The following is a 22,069-nucleotide window of genomic DNA, read 5'->3' as shown; positions in this document are numbered from 1 at the left end:
TTTGGAGGATTGAAATGCATTCAAATTTATTCTTAATATTTTATAGAACAAATAAGTATATACCATAGAAATTATTAACCGGGAGTACTTTTTGCTATTTTAAAATAATACAAAAATTTATTTAAATATTGATTTGTTTTTCCTATAATTGCATAAACAACTATTGGCTAACTTACAATCGCGAAGCACATGCCGATCTATCAACAACTTGGAACCATCCCGCCCAAACGGCACACGCAGTTTCGCAAAACTGACGGCGGGCTTTACTATGAAGAGCTCTTCGGAACCATCGGTTTCGAAGGCATGTCTTCCCTCCTCTATCACACCTGGCGGCCCACTCAAGTGAAATCGCTCGGCGAACCTTACGATGTGGCGCCGCGCATTGCGGTAGCCAACAATATGACCATGCGGAAGCTGATAGGCTTCGATGTAAAACCTGCCGCCGACTACCTCGACAGCCGCACGCCCCTGCTCGTGAACCGCGACCTCATTCTGGGCCTCGCTGCTCCTACCGGCGCGCCTATGTCCTATTTTTACAAGAATGCCGACGCCGACGAGCTGCTTTTCGTCCACCGGGGCTCCGGCAAGCTGCGGACACCTTTCGGGCAGGTACCGTTTACCTATGGTGATTATGTATTGATCCCCCGAGGCACTATTTACCAGATCGAATTCGACGGGCCCGACAACCGCCTGCTCTACCTCGAATCGCATACGCCGATTTATACACCCAAGCGGTATCGAAACCATTTCGGACAGCTCACCGAGCATTCGCCATACTGCGAACGGGACTACATTCTCCCCCGGGATTTGGAGACTTACGATGAGCACGGTGATTTTCTGGTTAAGATCAAAAAGCAAAGCCATATCCACCCTGTAACCTACGAAACCCATCCGTTCGATGTGATTGGCTGGGACGGGTACAATTATCCCTGGGCGTTTTCGATCCACAATTTCGAACCCATTACCGGCCGCATTCACCAGCCGCCGCCGGTGCACCAGACATTTCAGACCGACGCATTCGTAGTGTGCTCGTTTTGTCCGAGGCTCTACGACTACCATCCGTTGGCCATCCCAGCGCCCTACAACCACAGCAACATCGATTCCGACGAGGTACTGTATTACGTCGACGGTGATTTCATGAGCCGCAACGACATCGCGCAGGGGCATATTACGCTGCATCCGGGCGGTATCCCGCACGGCCCGCACCCGGGTGCATACGAACGGAGCATCGGCAAAAAAGAGACCCAGGAGCTTGCCGTGATGGTCGATACCTTCCGGCCCCTGATGCTGACCGAACAGGCAATGGCCATCGACGACGGGCGGTATTTTGGCAGCTGGGCAGAATCGTGACGTAGCGACTTTGTCAGGAATGGTCAGGAATAGTCAAGAGTGGTCGGGTATTGGCAGTGTTGTCAGGTGTTGTCATTTGAATGTCTTTTCAACAATCTATTCGGGGATTAACCTCATCCACTTATTCACTCATTCAATCATTCAGTCATTCAGTCATTCAAAATTCATCAACATGTCCACCCTAACAGCACCATCCGCCCCGCCCGTATCGACCGACTTCCTGCCGATTAACGGTACGGATTATGTAGAACTCTACGTAGGCAATGCACTGCAATCGGCACATTATTTCCGGAATGCATTCGGATTTCAGCCGCTGGCCATGGCCGGGCTTGAAACCGGGCTTACCGACCGTGAATCCTATGTGGTAGTGCAGGATAAGATCCGGCTCGTTTTTACCTCGCCATTGCACGGCGGCACGTCTATCGGCGCGCATATAGACCGCCATGGTGACGGCGTAAAAGCCATTGCATTATGGGTTGATGACGCTAAAACGGCTTACCGGGAGACCGTCAGTCGGGGCGCGAGACCGTTTCTCGAACCAGTCACGGAGAAAGACCATTTTGGAGAGACAGTCAAATCCGGGATATGTACTTATGGCGATACCGTGCACATATTCGTAGAAAGGAAGCATTACGACGGCGTTTTCCTCCCCGGATTCGTGCCCTGGCAACCTGAACATTCGCCGGAGCCGGTCGGGCTGCGGTATATCGATCATATGGTCGGAAACGTGGGATGGAACGAAATGAACCGGTGGGTGAAGTTTTACGAGGATGTGATGGGGTTCAAAATGATGGTTTCCTTCGATGATAAAGACATTTCGACTGAATATTCGGCGCTGATGAGCAAGGTCATGAGCAACGGCAACGGGCGTATCAAGTTCCCGATCAACGAGCCGGCCGAAGGGAAAAAGAAATCACAGGTAGAGGAATACCTTGATTTTTACGGTGGCCCCGGCGTGCAGCACATCGCCGTAGCCACAGACCACATTGTCGATACCGTACGCGCATTGCGCGACCGCGGTGTGGAGTTCCTTCGCGTTCCCGCTGCCTATTACGATAATTTGCTCGCCCGCGTAGGACATATCGACGAAGACATTGAAAGCCTCCGCGAACTCGGCATCCTCGTCGACCGCGACGATGAGGGATACCTTTTACAGATTTTTACCAAGCCGGTCATGCCGCGCCCTACCCTGTTTTTTGAGATTATTCAAAGAAAAGGCGCGCAGTCATTCGGGAAAGGCAATTTTAAAGCATTGTTCGAAGCGATCGAGCGCGAGCAGATGCTGCGTGGTACACTTTAATGCAAACCCTTTTCAATCATGAACCAGGCGTATGAACAATATACCGAAGCTGACCACCGGATGTGGAAACAGCTTTTCAAACGGCAGATGGAGCAGCTTCCGCACATTGCCAGCCGGGCTTATCTCGACGGGATTGACAAGGTACGGTTCGTGGCCGACCATATCCCGCATTTCGAAGATGAAACCAATCCGGCACTGCGCGCATTGACAGGCTGGGAAGTATACGTGGTACCGGGGCTTATCCCCCACCGCGAGTTTTACACGCATTTATACAACCGACAGTTCCCCGCGACAAGCTGGCTCCGAAAACCGGAGCAAATCGATTACCTCGAAGAACCGGACATGTTCCATGACACATTCGGGCACGTACCGCTGCTGAGCAACCAGGCGTTCTGCGACTTCATGGCGCATTTGAGCGAGGTCGCATTGAAACATATCGATCAGGAGGAAATTCTGCAGCGCATTTCGAGGCTGTATTGGTACACTGTCGAATTCGGGCTGATCCGCGAAAATAGCGCGTTGAAAATCTATGGCGGAGGTATCATTTCCTCCTCCGGCGAAAGCCGCTATTGCCTGGGCCACGATGTACCGAAAATCGATTTCGACCTTGCCCTCGTGCTCGACACGCCCTACCATATCGACCGGTACCAGGACCACTATTTTGTGATCCGGTCCTACGACCAGCTTTATGAGTCTGTGACAGGTATTGAGCCGTTACTGGAAGCCTATCTGGCACAACAAGCCTAAATCTCCGCCATAATGTTACAATCCTGGCTTCCGGTCGCACCCGATTCCGATTTTTCGATCCATAACCTGCCCTTCGGCATATTCAGCGATGAACGTCCTGCCCGCGCGGGGCTGGCCATTGGCCACTGGGTCGTGGACCTGGCGGCTGCCTATGCATTGAATATGTTTCCGCAATATCCCGAGGCAGGAAGTGCATTCAGGAAGCCGGTGCTGAATGATGTGATGGCACTCGGTCGTGGTTTTTCCGAATACGTGCGTAAAATCATCCAAACAGCATTGTGTGATCACCAGTCGGATCTGAAACAGCTTGCCGAGCACCTGCTGATCCCACAGAAAAAAGTGCAAATGCATATGCCCCTCAAAGTCGGTAACTACACGGATTTTTATTCGAGCGAGGAGCACGCATTCAGCGTCGGGCAGCTTTTCCGGCCCGACAACCCGCTGTTTCCCAACTGGAAGCATCTGCCGGTCGCCTACCATGGTCGCGCTTCCTCCATCGTCATTTCGGGCACGCCGGTACCACGGCCCTGGGGGCAAATCGGCCAGTCAAACGGCACGCCTGCCTTCAAGCCGACCAATGCACTCGACTATGAGCTCGAACTGGCATTTGTAATCGGTAAAGACTCGGTTATGGGCGAGCCTATTCCCGCCGACGAGGCAGAAGACTACATTTTCGGTGTGCTGCTTTTAAATGACTGGTCGGCGCGCGATATTCAGCGATGGGAATACCAGCCGCTGGGACCATTTACGAGCAAGAACTTCGCTTCGGGCATCTCGCCATGGATCGTTACCTGGGAAGCATTGCAGCATTTTCGCACACCCGCGCCCGCACAGCGGCCCGAGCCCTTTCCCTACCTTACGCACCACCCGCGTCAGAACTTCGATCTTTCCCTTTCGGTCAGTATTAAACCCGAAGGTTCGGGGGAATTTTTAGTATGCCAAAACAATGCGGCCGGCATTTACTGGACTGCCGCGCAACAAATCGCTCATCACACTGTCACGGGTTGCAACCTTCAAACGGGCGATCTGCTCGCCACCGGGACCATCAGCGGCAGCAGTATTACCCAAAAAGGCTGCTTGCTGGAATCCACCCGTAACGGCACTCAACCTGTAAAACTCCGTGAAGGCATCGAGCGGCGATTTCTGGAAGATCACGATGAAGTGATCATGCGCGGTTTTGGACAAAAGGGTGATATCCGGATCGGATTCGGGGAATTAAGAGGAAAAGTATTCCCGGCGCTCCGCTAACTTTTTACCAGTCGATTTTAAGAGTAAAATCGACATCCCGCCTATTTGTAAAAATAAATACCAATTGGTATATTTGTTATATGAACATAGGAACAACCAAAGCCGAGCGCACCCGGAATTTCATCATTGAGAAAACCGCCGAGATTTTCAACCGGAAAGGCTATGCGGGCACCTCCATGTCGGACATTACCGAAGCAACCGGCCTCACGAAGGGCAGCATTTATGGAAATTTCGAGAACAAGGAGGAAGTAGCGCTGGCTGTATTTGAATATAACCGGTCGCTGGTATTCAACACCGTACAGGCGCAGCTAAAAAAAGCGGAGACTTATTTCGAAAAACTGATGGTTTACGGCCGCGTGTACAGGGATGTGATCTCCAGTGTAGGCGATCGCGGGGGGTGCCCCATCCTGAACACGGCAGTGGAGGCCGACGATACCAATGTCCCGTTGCAGCTGAGTGCCGCCAAGGCATTGTTCAGCTGGAAAAAGAACATTGTTGAGATTATCGAAAAAGGGACCGAAGCCGGCGAATTCCGCCAGGACGTCAATGCTGAACAAATGGCCGTTTCCATTATCGCATTGATCGAAGGCGGAGTAATGTTTTCAAAGGCTACCAATGATTACGGCAATATGGACCACGTGTTGGCAACGGTACAGACACTTGTAAGGGTCATCAAAGCATAATCAATCGGTAGCCGCGCTAGGGCAGCCGCACCGCGATTAACCCAGCGCGGCTACCGATTGATCAACAATTTAGTGTCCTTCCTCCTCTTCCGAGTTTTTCAGCTTCGAAAGCAATGTATAGGCTCCCTTCAACACAAACTGAGGGCTTTCAGCGGCGCCGGCCGGCATTTTTACTTCTGTGAAACCATTTTCCGAGATACCTTTTGTAACCTCCACCATATCGAAACTCCTTTCGCCTTTGGGGTCTTTTACAAAAACATAAGATTTCCCTTCAAAATCGACCACGGCTTCATCTGGTAATGCATTCACCGGATTGGCGCCTGTTTCGATAATGGCTTTGACAAAATTCTGCGGCAGCAAGTTATTGTCCTCTCTTTCAAGGTGGCAGTGTACCCGCACGGTACGATCGTCGTTGATTTTCTGGTTGATGAGGTAAACTTTGGCCAGGTCTTCCTGTGCCGGATTATTGCTCACGCGAAACCGCACCAGTTGTCCCAGCTTCACTTTTGGAATATCCTGCTCGAAAACAGACAGTTCCACATGCAGGTGATCGGTATCTACAATCTCAAACATGACGTCCGTTGGGTTCACGTATTTGCCCAGGTTCACATTCACGACCGTCACCGAACCCGCAATCGGAGAACGAATAGAGGCAACACTCGTAATATTCCCTTTTTCCAGCCCGGCCAGATCCACACCCGCGGTACGGACGCGCTCCTTCAAGCCTGCCAGCCGCGCGCGCAACATTTTCAGTTCCGACGCAGATTGCTGCAATGCCTTCTGCGCATTCACATTTTCCTTGCTGAGGTCGCTCTGGCGCTGGTATTCCTGCTCTGCGAACTCCAGCTTGCTGCGTGTTTCGAGGTAATCCTGTTGAATGGGAATAAAATCGGGGTTTTCGATCACCGCGAGCACTTCGCCTTTTTGCACCTTCATTCCCTGCAAAAGCTCCGATTTGCGTACAAACCCGCCCAGCGGTGCTGAAATACTCACCAGATTCTGCGGCGGAATGTCGATGACCCCGTTCGCCGCGACCGTCCCGCTCAGTTTCCTGACAGAAAACCCGCCCGTTTCAACACCTGCAGTTTCATATTGGGCTGCTGTGAGTTCAACATGATTGGTTTCCTCCGCAGCATGCTCGCCCCTTGCCTCCGCGGCCTCCTTTTCGCTCCCCGGCTTGCAGGCAGCTATTACCAGGAAAAGTACCAGACCTGATACTATATTTTTCATCGATATATTCGGATTACTGCTCATTTAAAAAATATTCTATTTGGATAACCGATTGATTGTAAACACTCAGCAAATCGAGCCAGTTGAGGCGGATGCTCAGTGCGCGGTTCCACGCCTGTCCGTACTCGATATACCCGATCTCGCCCGATTCATAAGCTTTGGTAGCGTTGCTTTGAATGGTGCCTGCCAGCACGAGCGTACCGGTTTCATACAGATCGAGATTTTGCCGGGCTGTTTCCAGGCTTCGGATCGCCTGTTCCAGATCACTTCCGAGCCGCATACGCGCCGTCTCGACTTCGTTTCTTGCGACTTGTTCTCCTATCTGAGCGGCTTTGATTCTGGCTTTGGAAGCACCATTGAAAATCGGCAACTGCACACCTATTTGCACGCCCTGAAAACGCTTGCCTGAGCCGTAGAAAACTTCTCCGCTGCCCGTGTTCTGAAAGCCCGCGAGCGACTGGTTGAAATACCCGATATTAAACTCAGGTAATAGGGCCGCCTTTTGCAAGGCGGTTTGCCTGCTTCCCACTGCTACCTGCTGCGCGAGGAAGCGCAGGTAGGGATTGGCGCTCAGCGCGGCGGTGTCGGGCGCAGGTGCGGCTAAGCTCCTGCGTGTAAGCGAGTCCGTTTCGGCTTCGGCAGGCGCGTTGCTGTTCAGCAAAGTCTGCAACGCCCGTTGCAAATTGCGCAGATCGCCCTCATTCCGGATGCGCTGCGCACGGACATCCCCCAACTGGCTTTGCGCCGTAGCATATTCCAGCTGATTCGTTTCTCCGGTTTTGAATCGCATTTCGGCCGCCTTTACGAAACGCTCCGCACGAAGGAGCTCGGCATCCAGCAGTTTTTGGCGGGATTTGAGTAAAACCTGCTGCTGATAATTGATTTTGACCTCCTTCACGAGTTCCGCTTTGGTGACTTCCATAGCTGCCTTCACGCCATTCACTTCTTCGGACAGCAGCGATTTACGTTTTTTCACTGCCACAGGGTTCGGCAGGTTTTGGGATAAAAGAAAATGATTATCAAACTTGACACTATTGTACTGCCCCCCCATCCAGGCCAAATCCGTTTTGCCCGGATCGCCGGCGGTTTTCATCAGCGCCTGCTGATAGCCAATGCGGTACAAATCTCCTTTAATCAGCATATTGCGTTCCAATGCCTCATCCACAGCCTGGCGGAGTGAGATTTTCCGGGTCGGCGCCATCTGTTGAGCGCTGGCATGATCAGACAATAGCATTGCCAGCATGACGACGGTACCCGCCACCGCCACTTTGCTGCCACGCCCTGATCCCCACCGCCTTTCTACGATCCCATACCAAACCGGAAGGACCAGCAACGTAAGCAAAGTAGCCGACACCAGCCCGCCGATCACCACGGTCGCAAGCGGGCGCTGTACCTCCGCTCCCGCGCTCGACGACAGCGCCATCGGCAAAAAACCGAGCGATGCCACGAGGGCCGTCATCAGCACCGGCCTCAGGCGCGTTTCGGTCCCCTCAAAAATCACTTTGCGCAGATCCGCCTCGCCCGATTTGCGAAGCATATTAAACTCCGCGATCAGCACAATCCCGTTCAATACCGCCACCCCGAACAATGCGATAAAGCCTATCCCGGCCGAAATACTGAATGGCATGTCTCGTACCCAGAGCGCCAACACGCCGCCAACCGCCGAAAAAGGAATGGCCGTGAGCACCAGCAGACTCTGCCGCAGGGAGTGAAATGTAAAATAGAGTAGTACGAAAATCAACAACAATGCCACCGGCACCGCTACGGCCAGGCGGCTGTTAGCCTCCTGCAAATTCTGGAACTGTCCGCCATAAGTCACAAAATACCCCGGCTGCAATTTGATCTCCCGGTCGATGCGCCCGCGCAGTTCATTCACAATACTTTCCACATCCCGGCCACGCACGTTGAATGCGACGGTAATGCGACGCTTGGCATCCTCGCGCTGGATCTGGTTGGCACCAACCAGCATTTCGATGGTTGCTATCTGACCGAGTGGTACCTGCTGGCCTTCCGCGTTAGCAACGAACAGGCCCCGAACGTCGTCAATGCTCCGGCGATCGGCTTTTTGCAGGCGTACCACGAGGTCGAAGCGCTTCTCGCCTTCGTAAACCAGCCCTGCGCCGGCACCGGCGAATGCGGCATTGAGCGTTCGGTTCGCTTCGGCGACCGGAATGTGAAACTGCGCCAGTTTATCACGGTCGAAGCGAACGACGATCTGCGGCAAGCCGGTCACGGACTCTACATAAACATCTTCCGCGCCGCGCACCGCGCCCGCGAGCTTGCCTATACGCGCGGCCTGGCGCGCGAGTTCGTCAAGGTCTTCCCCGAAGATTTTGACTGCCACATCCTGCTTTACGCCCGTCATCAACTCATTGAAACGCATCTGGATAGGCTGCTGGAACCCGAATGTTACCCCGGCAATGGATTCGGTCAGTACCGCCTGCATTTTCTCAGCCAACTCCTCCCTGTTTCCAGCTTTTTTCCAAAGCGATTTTTCTTTCAGGATCACCATCATATCACCGGCTTCCACGGGCATCGGGTCGGTTGGGATTTCGCCGGAGCCGATTTTACCGACGACTTCCAGCACCTCGTCGGGGAAGTTCTTTTGCAGCACGGCTGCACCTTTGCGCGTAGCGTCGATCGTTTCGGAAAGTGAGCTGCCGGTAAGCACGCGCATTTCCACCGCGAAATCGCCTTCATCCAGCTGCGGGATAAATTCGCCCCCCATCCGCGAAAAGAGCCAGAAGCTCCCGCCGAGCAGCACAACGGCTACGAACGAGACCAACCACTTTTTTCGTAGCGAAAAATCCAGCGCGGGTAGGTAAATGCGCCGGAAAAAACCGACGATCCGATCGGATATGCCTGGCTTATATTCGTTTTTCTTGCTCAAAAACAAGGCCGACATCATAGGAACATAGGTTAATGACAGGATAAATGCACCAAGGATTGCAAAACTCACCGTCTGCGCCATCGGCCTGAACATCTTGCCTTCGATTCCCACCAGCGCCAATATCGGCAGGTATACGATCAGGATGATGATCTCGCCAAATGCCGCCGAATTCCGGATTTTGGAGGCCGATTCGTACACCTCCCGGTCCATTTCGTCCTGGGTGAGGCGATGCGTGTAACGTTTAGAAACAATGTGGTGCAAGGTGGCCTCCACGATAATGACCGCACCATCGACGATCAGCCCGAAATCGATCGCTCCTAGGCTCATCAGATTCCCTGAAACACCGAAAAGGTTCATCATACTGACCGCGAAAAGCATTGCCAGCGGGATCACCGAGGCCACTACCAGCCCGGCACGCATGTTACCGAGCAATAGTATCAGCACAAAAATGACGATCAGCGCTCCTTCGACCAGGTTTTTCGAAACAGTACCTATCGCATTGTTGACCAGCTTGGTACGATCCAGGAACGGCTCGATCACGACGCCGTCGGGCAGGCTCTTACGGATCTGCGCAATGCGCTCTTTCACATTGCCGATTACCTCCGAAGAATTAGCGCCTTTCAGCATCAGTACCAGCCCTCCTACCACTTCCCCCTCGTCGTTGCGCGTCATGGCCCCATACCGCACGGCGTTGCCGAAACCGACCTCCGCAATGTCGCGTATGAGCACCGGCAGACCGGTTCCGGTTTCTCCTACCTGGATTTTACGAATGTCATCCAGCGAACCTATCAAGCCTTCGCTGCGGATGAAATAGGCATTGGGCTTCTTATCAATATAAGCTCCGCCGGTATTCTGGTTATTTTGTTCCAATGCTTCAAAAATACGTGCGATGGAAATTCCCGCGCTCCGGATCCTCAGCGGATCGACAGCGATTTCATATTGTTTCAAAAAGCCGCCAAAACTGCTCACATCCGCCACTCCGGAGGTACCCAGCAGTTGCCGTCGCACGATCCAGTCCTGAATGCTGCGCAGCTCCATCGGTGAATATTTGTTTTCAAAACCCGGTTTGGTATGTAAAACATATTGGTAGATTTCCCCCAAACCCGTGGTAACCGGCGCCAGACTCGGCGTTCCCGAACCAGGCGGAATCTGCTCCACGGCACTGTGCAACCGCTCCGATACCTGCGCGCGTGCCCAGTAAACATCGACGTCGTCTTCAAAAACAATGGTTACCACCGACAATCCGAAGCGCGAGATCGAACGGATTTCTTCGGTACGCGGGATGGTCGCCATCACCGTCTCGACGGGAAAAGTAACCAGCCGCTCCACTTCCTGGGCGGCCAGCGACGGGCTTGTGGTGATGATCTGCACCTGGTTATTGGTAATGTCAGGTACGGCATCAATGGGCAACCGGGTAAGCGAGTAAGCCCCCCAGGCCACCAGGGCAAGCGTGAATATTCCGATCACCAACTTATTGTGGATCGAAAAATGAATGATTTTATCTAACATTTCTGATTTAAAAAGAATGGATATACCGCGTCACGCCGGATGCTCGAATGCAACAGGCGAACGACTTGTCCGATAAATTGCCCATTGGGGCACGGATTATACCCTTTCCTGCGGCGGCTGCCAGATGCCGGCCATATCGCCGCCGTACAGAATTTGGAGGTAGGAGAAACCTGCTGGTGGTATCAGTTGGGAAACAGCGTTTTCGGGCAGAGCGGCGACGTTTGCACTGATCGTCACGCTTGCGCAGCAGGCGCAAATGCAAAAGGGAGAACACAGGTCAATTGCTTCCCGGTGGGAGCCTCCGGCGGCCGTAGCGAGCGCCGTGGCCTCAGTTCCGTTGCTATCAGGCAACGGCAGGGCCTCGTCCTGGCAGGGAATGCAGGAGAGCGCGAGCACGCAAAACGCCAGCAGATATGCAACGATGACCTTCATGCCTCAAAAGTAGGGGAAATGCGAATGCAACAGGTAGGCAAAAACAAATTCGCGGCAAGTAAGCAGTGCATTGCCGTTAATCAGCCATTAACACCGATAGTAATTTAGTTACTGAAAATATAACATTGCCGGGATCGCAACCTATTTGCTTTTTTCTAAATTTGATGCCATTCCATTTAGTAACCAATCGCATAAACCATCAACACAATGAAAGTAAAGTATTTGCTAACCATGATCCTGGCCGTTACGATGTTCGCTGTAACTGCCAAAAACCTCAAAACAGCCAACGATCTTATCGGAACCTGGAAATATACCGTTTCCAACGTGCCACCTGAATATGAAACCGGCTTCATGACGTTCGAACAAAAGAACGACAAAACCACGGGCTACCTAGGTCAGCAGGAACGTATGGAAATGAAGGAACTGACCATCGACCAGGGCAAAGTTACCTTCAAACTCGACTTCCAGGGCGGCATCCTCACCGTGACCATGACGCAGGACGGCGAGAAGCTGAGTGGCACAATCGTTTCACAAGACGGCGAATTCCCGATCACGGCAACCAAGGAACCCGCGAAATAAGGTTTTGCAAATCAAACAAAAAAGCCGGAAGCAGCGCTGCTTCCGGCTTTTTCTTTGCATATTACTTCACCCGCACGTACTTTTCAATATTCAATCGCTCCACACCCGCCGACTCTACTTTCTCGACGCCACGCTGCACCAGCGTATCGTTGTGAATCGAAATCGTGAAGTGGAACTCGTTTCCTTCCCAGTCGCGGGCGGTACAATATTCCAGCTTTTCGGTGTAGGCGCTGTCTTTCAATGTGTAGGCTCCGCCGCCAGCCGAAAAACTTGCAGTGGAATCCTTGCCTTTGTTCAGATCGTGCTGCAAAAAGGCAAAATGGCTATCGTTAATGACTTTGATAAAGGAAAGCTTCTGTGTGTAATCCGTTACCGTCGTGTCGCCCTTCTCGATCAATGTGCCGCTCAGTAGTTTCCAGGTGCCTTCGAGTTCGTTGGGAGCTTCTTTTGCGTCCTGTCTGGCTTCCGGGTTTCCACAGGCTGCCAACATCGAAGCGGCAAGAAGTAATACAGAGAAATGTCTTTTCATAACTGGCTGAAAATGTTAAGAGTCCTGATGTAAATACCAATTGAACCTTCCAAAATCTATAAAAACCGGCTATTTTCATAACATTCACCTATTGCCGGCCGGGTAAACGACTTTTGTAGCCTCCCCAGCCCATTGCCACAGCCGCGTACAGCGACGGCAATGCCCCTGCCAGGGATCCATCAGCTCGCCGATGCGGGCGATCGCATAATGTCCCAGGAAATTCACCCCGAATTGCAGCTCGAAACCATCGTCGGTCATGGAAGGAGGCTGCGTCATTACGCCCGCATTGTTGATCAGAATATCGAGTCGATGATGTTTTTGAATAAATGAATAGGCAAAATCGCGCACAGCATCGAGCTTAGCAAGGTTCAGAACCGCGATTTCAAGACTTCCTTTTCCGCCTTACTTACGCAGGCGTGCCTCCGCGTCCCGTGCAATGCACTGTAGGTGGCCGGTCTGTCCCGGTTACTGTCATTCAAACAGCATTGTTTTACAGCCACTTAAAATCACTTTTTTACACGTAAATCAATTTTCAAAAATGACTTTAATTCAAAAATTACCCTGGGGATTGGCGCTGGCTGCTTGTATGATGATGAGTAGTTGTTCGCAGGAGAATGTGGCAGAGCCCGAGAGGGAAAAACTAAGTAACGGTTTCAGCGCGGCTCATGGAATACCAGTTATCATCCCGTACATCCCCACAACCAATGGTCCAGCGGGTGACAACATGTTTGCGCCTGGCTGGTCTAAATACATTACGTTCAATCCTGACGACCTGGTAAAGTATGCTACTGGAACGTCCACCGTGACCCACCTTTGGGGTGACCCTTCTACGCCTTGGCTGACACCCCTGCTTGCTCCGCTCCCGAATGCCAACAAGGTTATCACTGTCATGTACCAAAAAGGAAACTTTGGTTCGCCCGGTAGCACCGAATCACGTGTAAAAACGACTATCAAGAATTTGAAACCCGGCCACAAATATGCTGTGACTATTCTTGGGGCCAGCACCATCCGAATGCTCAACGGACAGCCTACGCAATATGCACCAGCCATAGGCCTAGAGATAACCAATGTCATTCATTTGAATCCGGTTTCGAATATTGCCTTGATAGATCTCGTTGGGAAAGAATGTGAATGGGTAAGTAAAACAATCACTTTTGAGGCCAAAGGCACGGAAGCCGATTTGTATGCTTATTGCACTTCGACAGCTGCATACTATGAATCGCAACAATCATTTTTTCATTATGCCAACATCTTTGTTGGAGATAACGCCGTAAAGGAAATATTCCAATAACGAACAAGGATCTTAACAGGAGAAAGCTGTCCCGCACGGGCAGCTTTCTTTAATCATACCCCTTCACCGCCGAATACCCGTTCTTCATCACATTCACTGCCCTGGCCCGGTACACATCCGGGTCGGTCGGCGCAGTGGTGGCGAGCCCGTCGACGTAGCGATTGAACATGCAGAATGCTGCGGCGATGAGTACGGTGTCGTGGATCTGGCGGTCATCGGCGCCGTACTCGCGGGCGCGGGCGATTTGCTCGGGCGTAACATGCTTGCCTCCGCGCTGGACGCTGCCCGCGATCGACAGCAGGGCTTTCATCCTGTCGGAGAGTGCAGTTTCGTCAAAATTCTCCTTGACACTTTTGACAAACGACCAGTCCTCGTCTTCCAGGTAGGCGCTGGCAATGGCACCGTGGATGGTCTGACAGAAAAAGCAATCATTTTGGGACGAAACATACGTCGCGATTAGCTCGCGTTCGCCACGGCTTAATCCTTCGTCCGAACACATCAGCGCGTTGGCCAGTGCATTCATCGGCTCGGCGGTGTGGGGACTGAACCGCATCGGGCCCAAAATGCCCGGAAAACCTTTTTCAAATTCGATATGTGGCATTGATAAAAGTGAATGAGTCAATGATAAGGTCAGATGTGGTCATGGCGGTCATATTTTGTCATTAATGGTCAGGTATTGTCATGTGTAGTCAGGTAAGGTCCGGAATGGTCAGATATTGTCAGTAAATGGTCAGGTATGGTCAAACGTAGAGTCAAATCAGCATCTGACAATACTTGACTACACCTGACAATACCTGACTACACATGGCTACACCTGACTACCACATGACTACACATGACCACACTGACAATCCCTGGCCATCCGAATTATAGCCTCGCTCCCGCCAGCCTCGTGCCTTCCACACGCGCGCGGATTTTTTCGAAAGCGATCTCCCGGGCGGTTGAAACGTCGTCGGCGAAGGGCGAGAAACCGCAGTCGTCAGTGGAACCGAGCTGATTGAGCGGAATATATTCGGCGGCTTGCAAGAGCAGGTCACGGATTTCCTCCGGCGTTTCGATTCTGGCATTCAGAACATCCGTTACGCCGAGAAATACACGCTGCCCCGGCCTGATATTCTGCCGGATCGATTCCAGAACGGAAACTTTGTCCTTTTCTCCGGCATATTCCAAGTAAAAATTGCCCGCCTTCAATTGAAAAAACAGGGGTAGCAAGTCCTGGTAAGGCACATCGGCGCTGTGGGTCGAATCGTGGTCGCCGCCGGGGCAGGTATGAATGCCGATCCGGCTCCGCTCTTCCGCAGTAAAACGATCGAGAACCTGGTTATTAAGCGAAATAAACTGTTGTAAAAGCCCCTGACTGGGATCGAGTTTCAGGGCCAGCCTGGCTTCGGTGAAATCGATCTGTACATTGTAAGCCCGCTCGTCGAGGCATTTGCGGATATCGGCCTCCGCCTGATCGAGCAAATCGGCGATAAACTGGCTTTGCGGGTAACCGTCGATGCCGCCAGCTGGGTATAGCAGGCTCATTGCCGAAGCAGAAATAACGGCTTGCTTGACGGGCAATGCGGTATGTTTACGTGCCTCCCGAAGATAATCTACCGCGAAATTACGGTAACGAAACGGCCCCGATGTCAATACGGGCAGCTGCCTCGTGTGCCCATCCTCAAACGGGATTACTACGCCCCCGCCGTCGAGGTTCAGCAAGCCGTGGATTGGGTACGTGGCGAAACTGGGTTTGCTCTGTTCGCCATCGGAAATGACCGGTGAGCCGGTGCCTTCCAGGGATATGATGGTTTCGCGGGTGGCTTGTGAAAAAAGCCGGGCGAGATCGTCGGAGGAAATTTCTGCCTGGGCATAAGCCTGCATGGCTTGTTGCAGGTAAGCGGGCCGCGGAATACTTCCGATCGGCTCGGTAGGTATAGTTGCCATTTTGAAAGAAATGATACGTGAATGAATAGGTACACATGTGCACGCAAGCACCGGGGGAATACGAGTACCCCAGCCGTGGCAGTGCATTTCAAAATATGTTATCCGATCATTTCCGGTGGAGGCGTGGCACAGTTCGACACACCGGCCACGGCGATGTGAAATGGTTCCGCAAAAGGGACTGCCGCAGGAGGCAAGTCGATCTCCCCTACCCAGTCACTGTGGATATGCGTGCCCGGCAGATAAGTCTTTGCCAGATCCCCAAACGTTTTCAAGACGCTTCCAAGAGGTGTAAGCGGCGTTTTGGCAAGCTGCATTTCCCGCATATGCTCCGACAATTCCGCAAACCGGTGCCAGGCCGACGCTTCTGACTGCAAAGTTTCGCTCCGTTCCGTACTACCAGCCGTCTTACCTGCAAAAAGCACTGCTACCGACCATCCCAACGAATGGGATAGCAGCAGTACTAACAGACCAAGGCCGGCAACCGTTTTCATAAATAAGAAGATGTACCTTAAATCTACAAGAATACCGCATCATTCGTTGTAGCAATTATTCATTTCATTTAAATCAATTTATAAAAAATCCCATTTCAGGTAGTTCAGTTTGAAAAACTTACCGGATCAAGCTCACAACCGCAAACTAATTCTATACAAAACCTCCATGTATCCAAAAGTGATTAGTGTTAGATTTACTCCGATAAACCCTTTATTCGCTGATCCGCCTTCTGTCGGGACAGACTCCCGTTACTGAACTAATGAAGCTATTCCGTTCCCTCCTGTTTTTGCTGGTGCTGAATACGGCCCCTGCATTCGCCCAATGGAATCATTTACTTCATAAAACCTACCCCCAGCGCTTCAGAAGCCTGGATACTGTGTATGTCAACATCCTCAATATGCGGGATACAACTGCCGCGTTTGCGTCGGTCACTTCACTGAAGGAGTTTGCGGTGCAGAATCATGATAGCGACCTGGAACTGGAGGCCGATCTGCTCAAAGCCTATTACCTCACATTTTGGTACAAAAGCCAAAGCACCCGCATTACAACCCTGCTCCAAGACCTTTCAGCCAGAGCTGCCGCACAAAATAATATTCAGATCAATACACGGGCACATAAGGTGCTGGGAGATTACTATTGGGCGGATGTCAAGAACTACGAGCTGGCATTTGAAACTTTTATCAAACAGGAAGCTCTGCTGAACACGGTCAGCAGTGAGGAGCTTCCCGACAAGACTTACCATTTGACGAATATTGCGCATGCCTACCACAATTTTTCGGATTACAAAAAAGCGCTGTTGTTGTTCAGGCAAGTGCTCGCATTGAAAATCAACCCGGATATGCACGCCGGGCACAACTCCGCGCTTTATACGATCGGCGTTATTTATCGCCAGCAGGGTAACCTTGATTCCTCCGATCATTATTTCAGGCGGGTGATCCGCAGGGAGTCGGAGGGCAATTACAAGTTCTGGGCCGCCATTGCGAAGGGCGGATTAGGCGAAAACAGTTATATCCGGGGCGATTATGCGGCCGCCTTACCGCTGCTGCAGGCCAATATCGACGAGGCTGTTGTTCAAAAAGACTTCGGGCTGGCGGCAGAATCGCTCATTACACAAGCCAATATTTACCTGAAAAATAACGCATTCGATAAAGCCGAGCAACTGGCAGTACTTGCACGCAGGTACCTGAGCGACACCTATCCCGATCGTTATCGTCACTTCCAGGACCTCTATCCTATTTTCGTAAAAGTATACGCGGCAAGGGGCAAAGCCGGGCTCGCCGGAGCCTACCTGGACTCCGCATTGTTTGCCCGCGACAGTCTGACCAACAAGTACAATGCCAAACTGATGATGCGCGCCCATCAGAAGATCGAATTGCAAGCGCATCGTTCAGAAATGGAGAAGGCTGATTCAGAGAAAAAACTTAAAATCACCGAACGCAACCTTTCACTCGCATTAATGCTCATCGTAGCGGCTGGTTCAATATATGTATACACCACGCAGCGAAAACGGCACCGCCAGGAGCAGCATTTAAAAGAGCTGAAAATCAAGCAAAAAGAACAAGAACTGGAAAACGCCGCGTTACAGCTTAATGAATTTGCCCGTAATATTTCTGAGAAAAGCCGGCAGATCGAAATACTGGAAAACAAGCAGGGCCCAGATGCCGAGGCCCTGATGCAACTGCGCGAAAGCACGATCCTGACACAGGAGGATTGGGATTATTTCAAAAAACTCTTCGGCAAGGTCCATGGCGATTACCTCCACCGGCTGCGCAAGAAGTTTCCCGACCTTACCCAGGGCGAAATCCGTTTTATCGCGCTGGCTAAACTGGGATTGGGTTACCAGGAAATGTCGGCTACGCTGGGAATCAGCAGCCATGCCGTGCGCACTACCAAATACCGCTTGCTGAAAAAGATCGACGTCCCCGACGACCGTAGTCTGGAAGAGGTAGTAATGCATATCTGACCTATTGGATCGCCACTTTTTGCGTTTGAATGCCTGCGCTCCCCTGCACGCGCAGGAGGTAAATGCCCTTGGTTAGATGCCCGACATGCAATTCCGCCTTTCCGTTCGCGAGTTTGCTGCGGATAACCGCAGTCCCTTGCGCATTCAATAACTCTGCATTACCCGTAAGCTGACCTGCCCCGGTACTTTCAATTTGCAATAGCGCGCCCGCCGGATTAGGGTAAATCCGCATTGGGACCGCATTACGATGCTCCACCGCGACGATGTGGCTGAATGCGAAAGAGCCATCCATGCGATCCGTCGCGCGGTCGATCATTTTCAGACGATAGTAATTCAAGCCGGCCATGGGCTCGTGGTCGATTGAATTATAGCGGTGGCCTCCGCTCCCCACAGCAGCGGGCTGCTCCGGCAGAATTTCCCAATGGCGGGCATCTGCGCTGCGGTGAATTTCAAAATGGCTTGTGTTCACTTCCTCCGCAGTCAGCCATTCTAGTTGCGTTGTATTTTCAACTGCTTTGGCCGTAAAACCAACCAGCTTCAAAGGCAGCGGATCGGCATTACTGATAAAAAAACCGCTGAAACCGGTTACGTCGAAACTGATTTCCCACCGGTTCAGGCTCCCATTCCATATTACATCGTTATCGTCGGGGTTAATTGTTGTAATGCCCCCGCTGTATGACCCGGGCTGTCCCGTGGCCGAAGTACCGTGGTACTGGACCACAAGCAGGTTCGCGATGCCCGTACCGTCCGAAGCGGACGCAGGCAGTTTCGAGCCACCGACCGCCAGGTTAAAGGCATCAAACTCCGATTGTTCAAAAAACAGCTTAACTCGTGCAGTAGCATTAGCCGCATTGTCGGATGGCAGGATTTCATAGTGACGTTGTACAAATTTGATTGCACTCCCCGTGATCACGCCTGCCTCCACGAATGTCTTCGCGCGCACATTTCCGCTCACGGGCGCACCTCCCACAGGCGTCACCTGCGTGATCACGCGACAGCCCGCGGCGACGAAACCGTTGGTAGTCCCGCCGGTGATTGGCTGGAAAACCTGGTCGCCGTTTTGAGATAAACTACTTCCGTCACGGTAGGACTGCAGCTCATAAGCACCCATATCGGTTGCGAGATCAAAAGTACGCGGCCGGGCGGTAATATCGATCGCCGGATCAACCATATTGAACCCGGCATTAATAGCGGGGCTGCAAAGCGAAAGCCGGAGGCCATCGTCGGCGGTCATCCATTTGTTGTCTTCGCCATCCGGATCCGATTGATGAGCAAAAAGAACATCCGAACTCAGGTTACCGGTCCCGGCGTGCCCTCCCTGCACCAGGCTGAAAGATACTGCCGGATTTGCAATCTGATCATACATCCCAGCGCCCTCCGAAGCGCCATTGCCCCATATGACGGCATTGACAAAAACGGGGTTTGACAGCAGGAAGTTAAATACTCCTCCACCCTGCGCCGAAGCAGAGTTGCGGGCAATGGTGCAGTTCAGATAAGTCGCTCCGGTTTTATATGCGTTAAAAACACCTCCGCCGCTACCGTTGGTGGCTGAGTTATCACTGAAAACACAATTACGAAAACCGGGTGAAATTCCTTCACCGGCCAGGAGTATTCCACCTCCCTGCTCCGCAGTGTTTCCTGTGATTACACAATTGGAAATCACGGCCGAGGAAAGGTACATGACCATCCCGCCACCCTGGGTCGCGGGAATCGAAGCGCCACGTATAGAGGGACTGATACCGACACCATTGCCGTTTCCATCACGGATGATGAAGCCATCCAGCAGTGCAGTGGGACCATTATTGACGGAGACCACCGTGTGATAAGAATTGTCGCTATTGTCACCCACCCCGAGGTTACCCGACAGGATCGTTTGATTGAGGCCCGGATTGCGTTGTGACAATGTCGTTTCATTCCCTGCGAAACCGCCATAGATCGCCAGGTTATCCAGCAGATAAAACGCATTGTGCCGCACCCCAAAAAGAGTGGTATTATAAGGCGTGCCCGTCGGAATGTAAGTGCCGGTTTTTACCCAAATCTCGGTAATTCCCGGGCAACCCGAGGCCGCATTCAGCGCTGCGCTCAGGCTTCCCAGCGCATCGCCCCATCCCGAGCCCTCACCCCATGCGCCCGCCGCGACGTACAGCCGGCCGGCGATCACATTCAGTGCTGCGCTGTTGGAGGTCACTTCGCCGCACGAATTGATTACTTTCACATTAAACTGGTTACCGTGGTCGCCAGGAACGATATGATAGACCGTCAGCGTCGCCGTTTGGGTTCCGCTGTATTTGCTGCCGTCGGACAGCGGCGTATCACCCCGGTACCATTGATACGACGGCGTTTCAAGGCTGCTGGCCGAGACGCTGAATGAAACCGAGGCGGAGCCGGCACAGGTGGTCAATTTGGCAGGATGTGTACCGATAACTGGAGCTGTTCCCGTCTGGATTGTGGCCCGGGCGTTGGCGTCCGTGTTCGTCAGGTAGCCACCTATTACGTTTACGCTGCCGCTGCCAATGCCGCTGCTGGTGTAAGTAGCCGTTGCTTTTCCATTTGCCTGAATCGAACTTTCTGCTGACGAAATGCTGCCATTCATCGCATTGAAACCAACTGGCAAGCCGATCACGGTGGTCAGGTTACCGACTGGCACTGGGGTTCCGGCAGAGTTATTCAAAAAACTGGCGGCCACTTGGGTCTGGGTTTGCGAAGTCGTGCAAAGAACCGCATTTGCGACAACAGGTTTCAGCACCAACCACGGGCCGGTTGTGAGCGTTCCGCCCCCTACGGTTCCTACTACCCTCGCGGCCTCGCTGCATGATCCCGGCGCTTGCGGGTCCGTATTGCATCCCCACCAGTTATTTGTGGCATTGATAGCTCCGTTACCGAATTTCCGCACAGAGAGCGCTTCCCTGCTCCCCTGCGCGATACTTCCTGAAAAGGCGTTATACTGGATATCCACCGCAAAGCTGCTGAAAATCGAAATAGCACCGCCTTCGCCGCCGCTGGTACTATTCCCCACGTTATTGTTAACAAACCGGTTTTTCTCGATTTTCCCGTAAAATGATGGACTTGCATCGGAATAACTGGCCCTCAGCCCAATAGCTCCGCCCGAGGTCGCGAAAGAAGCTTCTACGGAATTATTGGAGAAAACGCAGTTGGCAATGGTGACGCCTGCCGAAACGGGGGTTGATCCGCTTCCATAATAATCAATAGAAATGGCGCCTCCCGTGCCGTTACCGGACGATACGTCGGCGACCACCCTATTGTTTGTAAACGTACAGTATTCGACGGTCATCGTACCACCTCCCGACATCGCCAAAGCGCCTCCGCCAAGGAAATTGGTCATATTGTTGTCGAATGTGCAATTGGTAATGCTAATGACATTGTTTGGTCCTCCGCAAAGTATTGCTCCTCCCCCGTAGTGATCGGCGGGGTTCTTCCCATTGGTAAATTGAATACCCGAAATCGAAACCTGCACATCTTGTATCGTTCCCGGCGGGTTGATCAGGAAAATACGGTCCTGCATTGTGGTTGTCATGTTGATGATAGTAGAACCAGCTCCGGCACCGACGATCGAGATATTCTGCGCCTGTGACCCAAATACAATCGGCCCCATTGTAAGATTGTAGGTACCTGCCGGAAGGTTAATGGTATGCGGTCCGCCACCCAGGGCATCCGCAGCCAGGATGGCCCCACGCAGCTGGAAAGTGGCAGTACCATCGGTCGTTTGGGTCACGTTGAACGTATCGGCAATCGCCGGAATGTCCAGGATGGCCAAACACCAACCCAGCGCTACGGCTATCCATTGCATTCGTTTGTTAAATAATAGCTTCATTGGAATGTTCAGATAAAAATAAAGAGGAGGGTACGCTGCCGGAAAATGCCCGGCAGCGTGAGCGT

At 52.3% G+C, this 22,069-nt stretch carries 17 protein-coding genes; 9 read left to right on the top strand and 8 right to left on the bottom strand.

From position 1 onward, the window contains the following. The first annotated feature begins 189 nt into the window (after nt 1–189). The 5 genes from ACQ4MZ_RS05445 (at nt 190) to ACQ4MZ_RS05425 (ending at nt 5,328) form a co-directional block, all read left to right on the top strand. Complete coding sequence (locus ACQ4MZ_RS05445; protein WP_430843567.1) at nt 190–1,350, top strand: homogentisate 1,2-dioxygenase; 1,161 nt, start codon at nt 190–192, stop codon at nt 1,348–1,350. A 172-nt stretch (nt 1,351–1,522) separates the two neighbouring features. Further along, nucleotides 1,523–2,650: a 4-hydroxyphenylpyruvate dioxygenase gene (gene hppD / locus ACQ4MZ_RS05440; protein WP_430843566.1), complete on the top strand. Its 1,128-nt coding sequence runs from the start codon at nt 1,523–1,525 to the stop codon at nt 2,648–2,650. Between the two features lie 18 nt (nt 2,651–2,668). After that, nucleotides 2,669–3,397 carry a phenylalanine 4-monooxygenase gene (locus tag ACQ4MZ_RS05435; RefSeq protein ID WP_430843565.1) on the top strand — a complete coding sequence of 243 codons (729 nt, stop codon included), beginning with the start codon at nt 2,669–2,671 and terminating at the stop codon, nt 3,395–3,397. A gap of 12 nt (nt 3,398–3,409) precedes the next feature. Further along, nucleotides 3,410–4,645 carry a fumarylacetoacetase gene (gene fahA, locus ACQ4MZ_RS05430; protein ID WP_430843564.1) on the top strand — a complete coding sequence of 412 codons (1,236 nt, stop codon included), beginning with the start codon at nt 3,410–3,412 and terminating at the stop codon, nt 4,643–4,645. Between the two features lie 80 nt (nt 4,646–4,725). Continuing rightward, complete coding sequence (locus ACQ4MZ_RS05425) at nt 4,726–5,328, top strand: TetR family transcriptional regulator C-terminal domain-containing protein (RefSeq protein WP_430843563.1); 603 nt, start codon at nt 4,726–4,728, stop codon at nt 5,326–5,328. A gap of 69 nt (nt 5,329–5,397) precedes the next feature. Here ACQ4MZ_RS05425 and ACQ4MZ_RS05420 read toward each other — a convergent pair whose 3' ends face one another. Next, the gene (locus ACQ4MZ_RS05420; RefSeq protein WP_430843562.1) at nt 5,398–6,558 is read right to left on the bottom strand and encodes an efflux RND transporter periplasmic adaptor subunit; all 1,161 of its coding nucleotides are present in this window, start codon (nt 6,556–6,558) and stop codon (nt 5,398–5,400) included. Nucleotides 6,559–6,571: 13 nt separating this feature from the next. Beyond that, a complete protein-coding gene (locus ACQ4MZ_RS05415; protein ID WP_430843561.1) occupies nt 6,572–10,957 on the bottom strand; it encodes a CusA/CzcA family heavy metal efflux RND transporter in 4,386 nt (1,461 codons plus the stop codon). A gap of 84 nt (nt 10,958–11,041) precedes the next feature. On the opposite strand from ACQ4MZ_RS05415, the gene ACQ4MZ_RS05410 reads away from it, so the two are divergent. Next, nucleotides 11,042–11,497 carry a hypothetical protein gene (locus ACQ4MZ_RS05410; RefSeq protein WP_430843560.1) on the top strand — a complete coding sequence of 152 codons (456 nt, stop codon included), beginning with the start codon at nt 11,042–11,044 and terminating at the stop codon, nt 11,495–11,497. A 99-nt stretch (nt 11,498–11,596) separates the two neighbouring features. Beyond that, the gene (locus ACQ4MZ_RS05405) at nt 11,597–11,968 is read left to right on the top strand and encodes a hypothetical protein (protein ID WP_430843559.1); all 372 of its coding nucleotides are present in this window, start codon (nt 11,597–11,599) and stop codon (nt 11,966–11,968) included. Between the two features lie 61 nt (nt 11,969–12,029). Here ACQ4MZ_RS05405 and ACQ4MZ_RS05400 read toward each other — a convergent pair whose 3' ends face one another. Both ACQ4MZ_RS05400 and ACQ4MZ_RS05395 read right to left on the bottom strand, forming a co-directional pair. Continuing rightward, nucleotides 12,030–12,497 carry a hypothetical protein gene (locus ACQ4MZ_RS05400; protein ID WP_430843558.1) on the bottom strand — a complete coding sequence of 156 codons (468 nt, stop codon included), beginning with the start codon at nt 12,495–12,497 and terminating at the stop codon, nt 12,030–12,032. A gap of 84 nt (nt 12,498–12,581) precedes the next feature. Continuing rightward, entirely contained in the window at nt 12,582–12,869 is a 288-nt protein-coding gene (locus tag ACQ4MZ_RS05395; RefSeq protein ID WP_430843807.1) for an SDR family NAD(P)-dependent oxidoreductase, read from the bottom strand. Nucleotides 12,870–13,035: 166 nt separating this feature from the next. Between ACQ4MZ_RS05395 and ACQ4MZ_RS05390 the strand changes: the two genes are divergently transcribed. After that, the gene (locus ACQ4MZ_RS05390) at nt 13,036–13,788 is read left to right on the top strand and encodes a hypothetical protein (protein ID WP_430843557.1); all 753 of its coding nucleotides are present in this window, start codon (nt 13,036–13,038) and stop codon (nt 13,786–13,788) included. A 49-nt stretch (nt 13,789–13,837) separates the two neighbouring features. Here the strand turns inward: ACQ4MZ_RS05390 and ACQ4MZ_RS05385 are convergent, their stop codons facing one another. From ACQ4MZ_RS05385 to ACQ4MZ_RS05375, 3 genes are all read right to left on the bottom strand, one after another. Then, nucleotides 13,838–14,389, bottom strand: a complete 552-nt coding sequence (locus ACQ4MZ_RS05385; protein WP_430843556.1) for a carboxymuconolactone decarboxylase family protein — start codon at nt 14,387–14,389, stop codon at nt 13,838–13,840. Between the two features lie 266 nt (nt 14,390–14,655). Beyond that, nucleotides 14,656–15,717: a cobalamin-independent methionine synthase II family protein gene (locus ACQ4MZ_RS05380; protein ID WP_430843555.1), complete on the bottom strand. Its 1,062-nt coding sequence runs from the start codon at nt 15,715–15,717 to the stop codon at nt 14,656–14,658. A gap of 98 nt (nt 15,718–15,815) precedes the next feature. Beyond that, nucleotides 15,816–16,208: a hypothetical protein gene (locus ACQ4MZ_RS05375; protein WP_430843554.1), complete on the bottom strand. Its 393-nt coding sequence runs from the start codon at nt 16,206–16,208 to the stop codon at nt 15,816–15,818. Nucleotides 16,209–16,468: 260 nt separating this feature from the next. On the opposite strand from ACQ4MZ_RS05375, the gene ACQ4MZ_RS05370 reads away from it, so the two are divergent. Then, nucleotides 16,469–18,172 carry a hypothetical protein gene (locus ACQ4MZ_RS05370; RefSeq protein ID WP_430843553.1) on the top strand — a complete coding sequence of 568 codons (1,704 nt, stop codon included), beginning with the start codon at nt 16,469–16,471 and terminating at the stop codon, nt 18,170–18,172. 1 nt (nt 18,173) lies between these two features. Here ACQ4MZ_RS05370 and ACQ4MZ_RS05365 read toward each other — a convergent pair whose 3' ends face one another. Beyond that, entirely contained in the window at nt 18,174–22,004 is a 3,831-nt protein-coding gene (locus ACQ4MZ_RS05365) for a T9SS type A sorting domain-containing protein (protein WP_430843552.1), read from the bottom strand. Nucleotides 22,005–22,069: the final 65 nt, after the last annotated feature.

Source organism: Dyadobacter sp. BHUBP1, from assembly GCF_050587785.1.
In the GTDB taxonomy this organism is placed as follows: Bacteria; Bacteroidota; Bacteroidia; order Cytophagales; family Spirosomataceae; genus Dyadobacter.
This window is presented reverse-complemented; position numbering and strand designations above follow the sequence as displayed.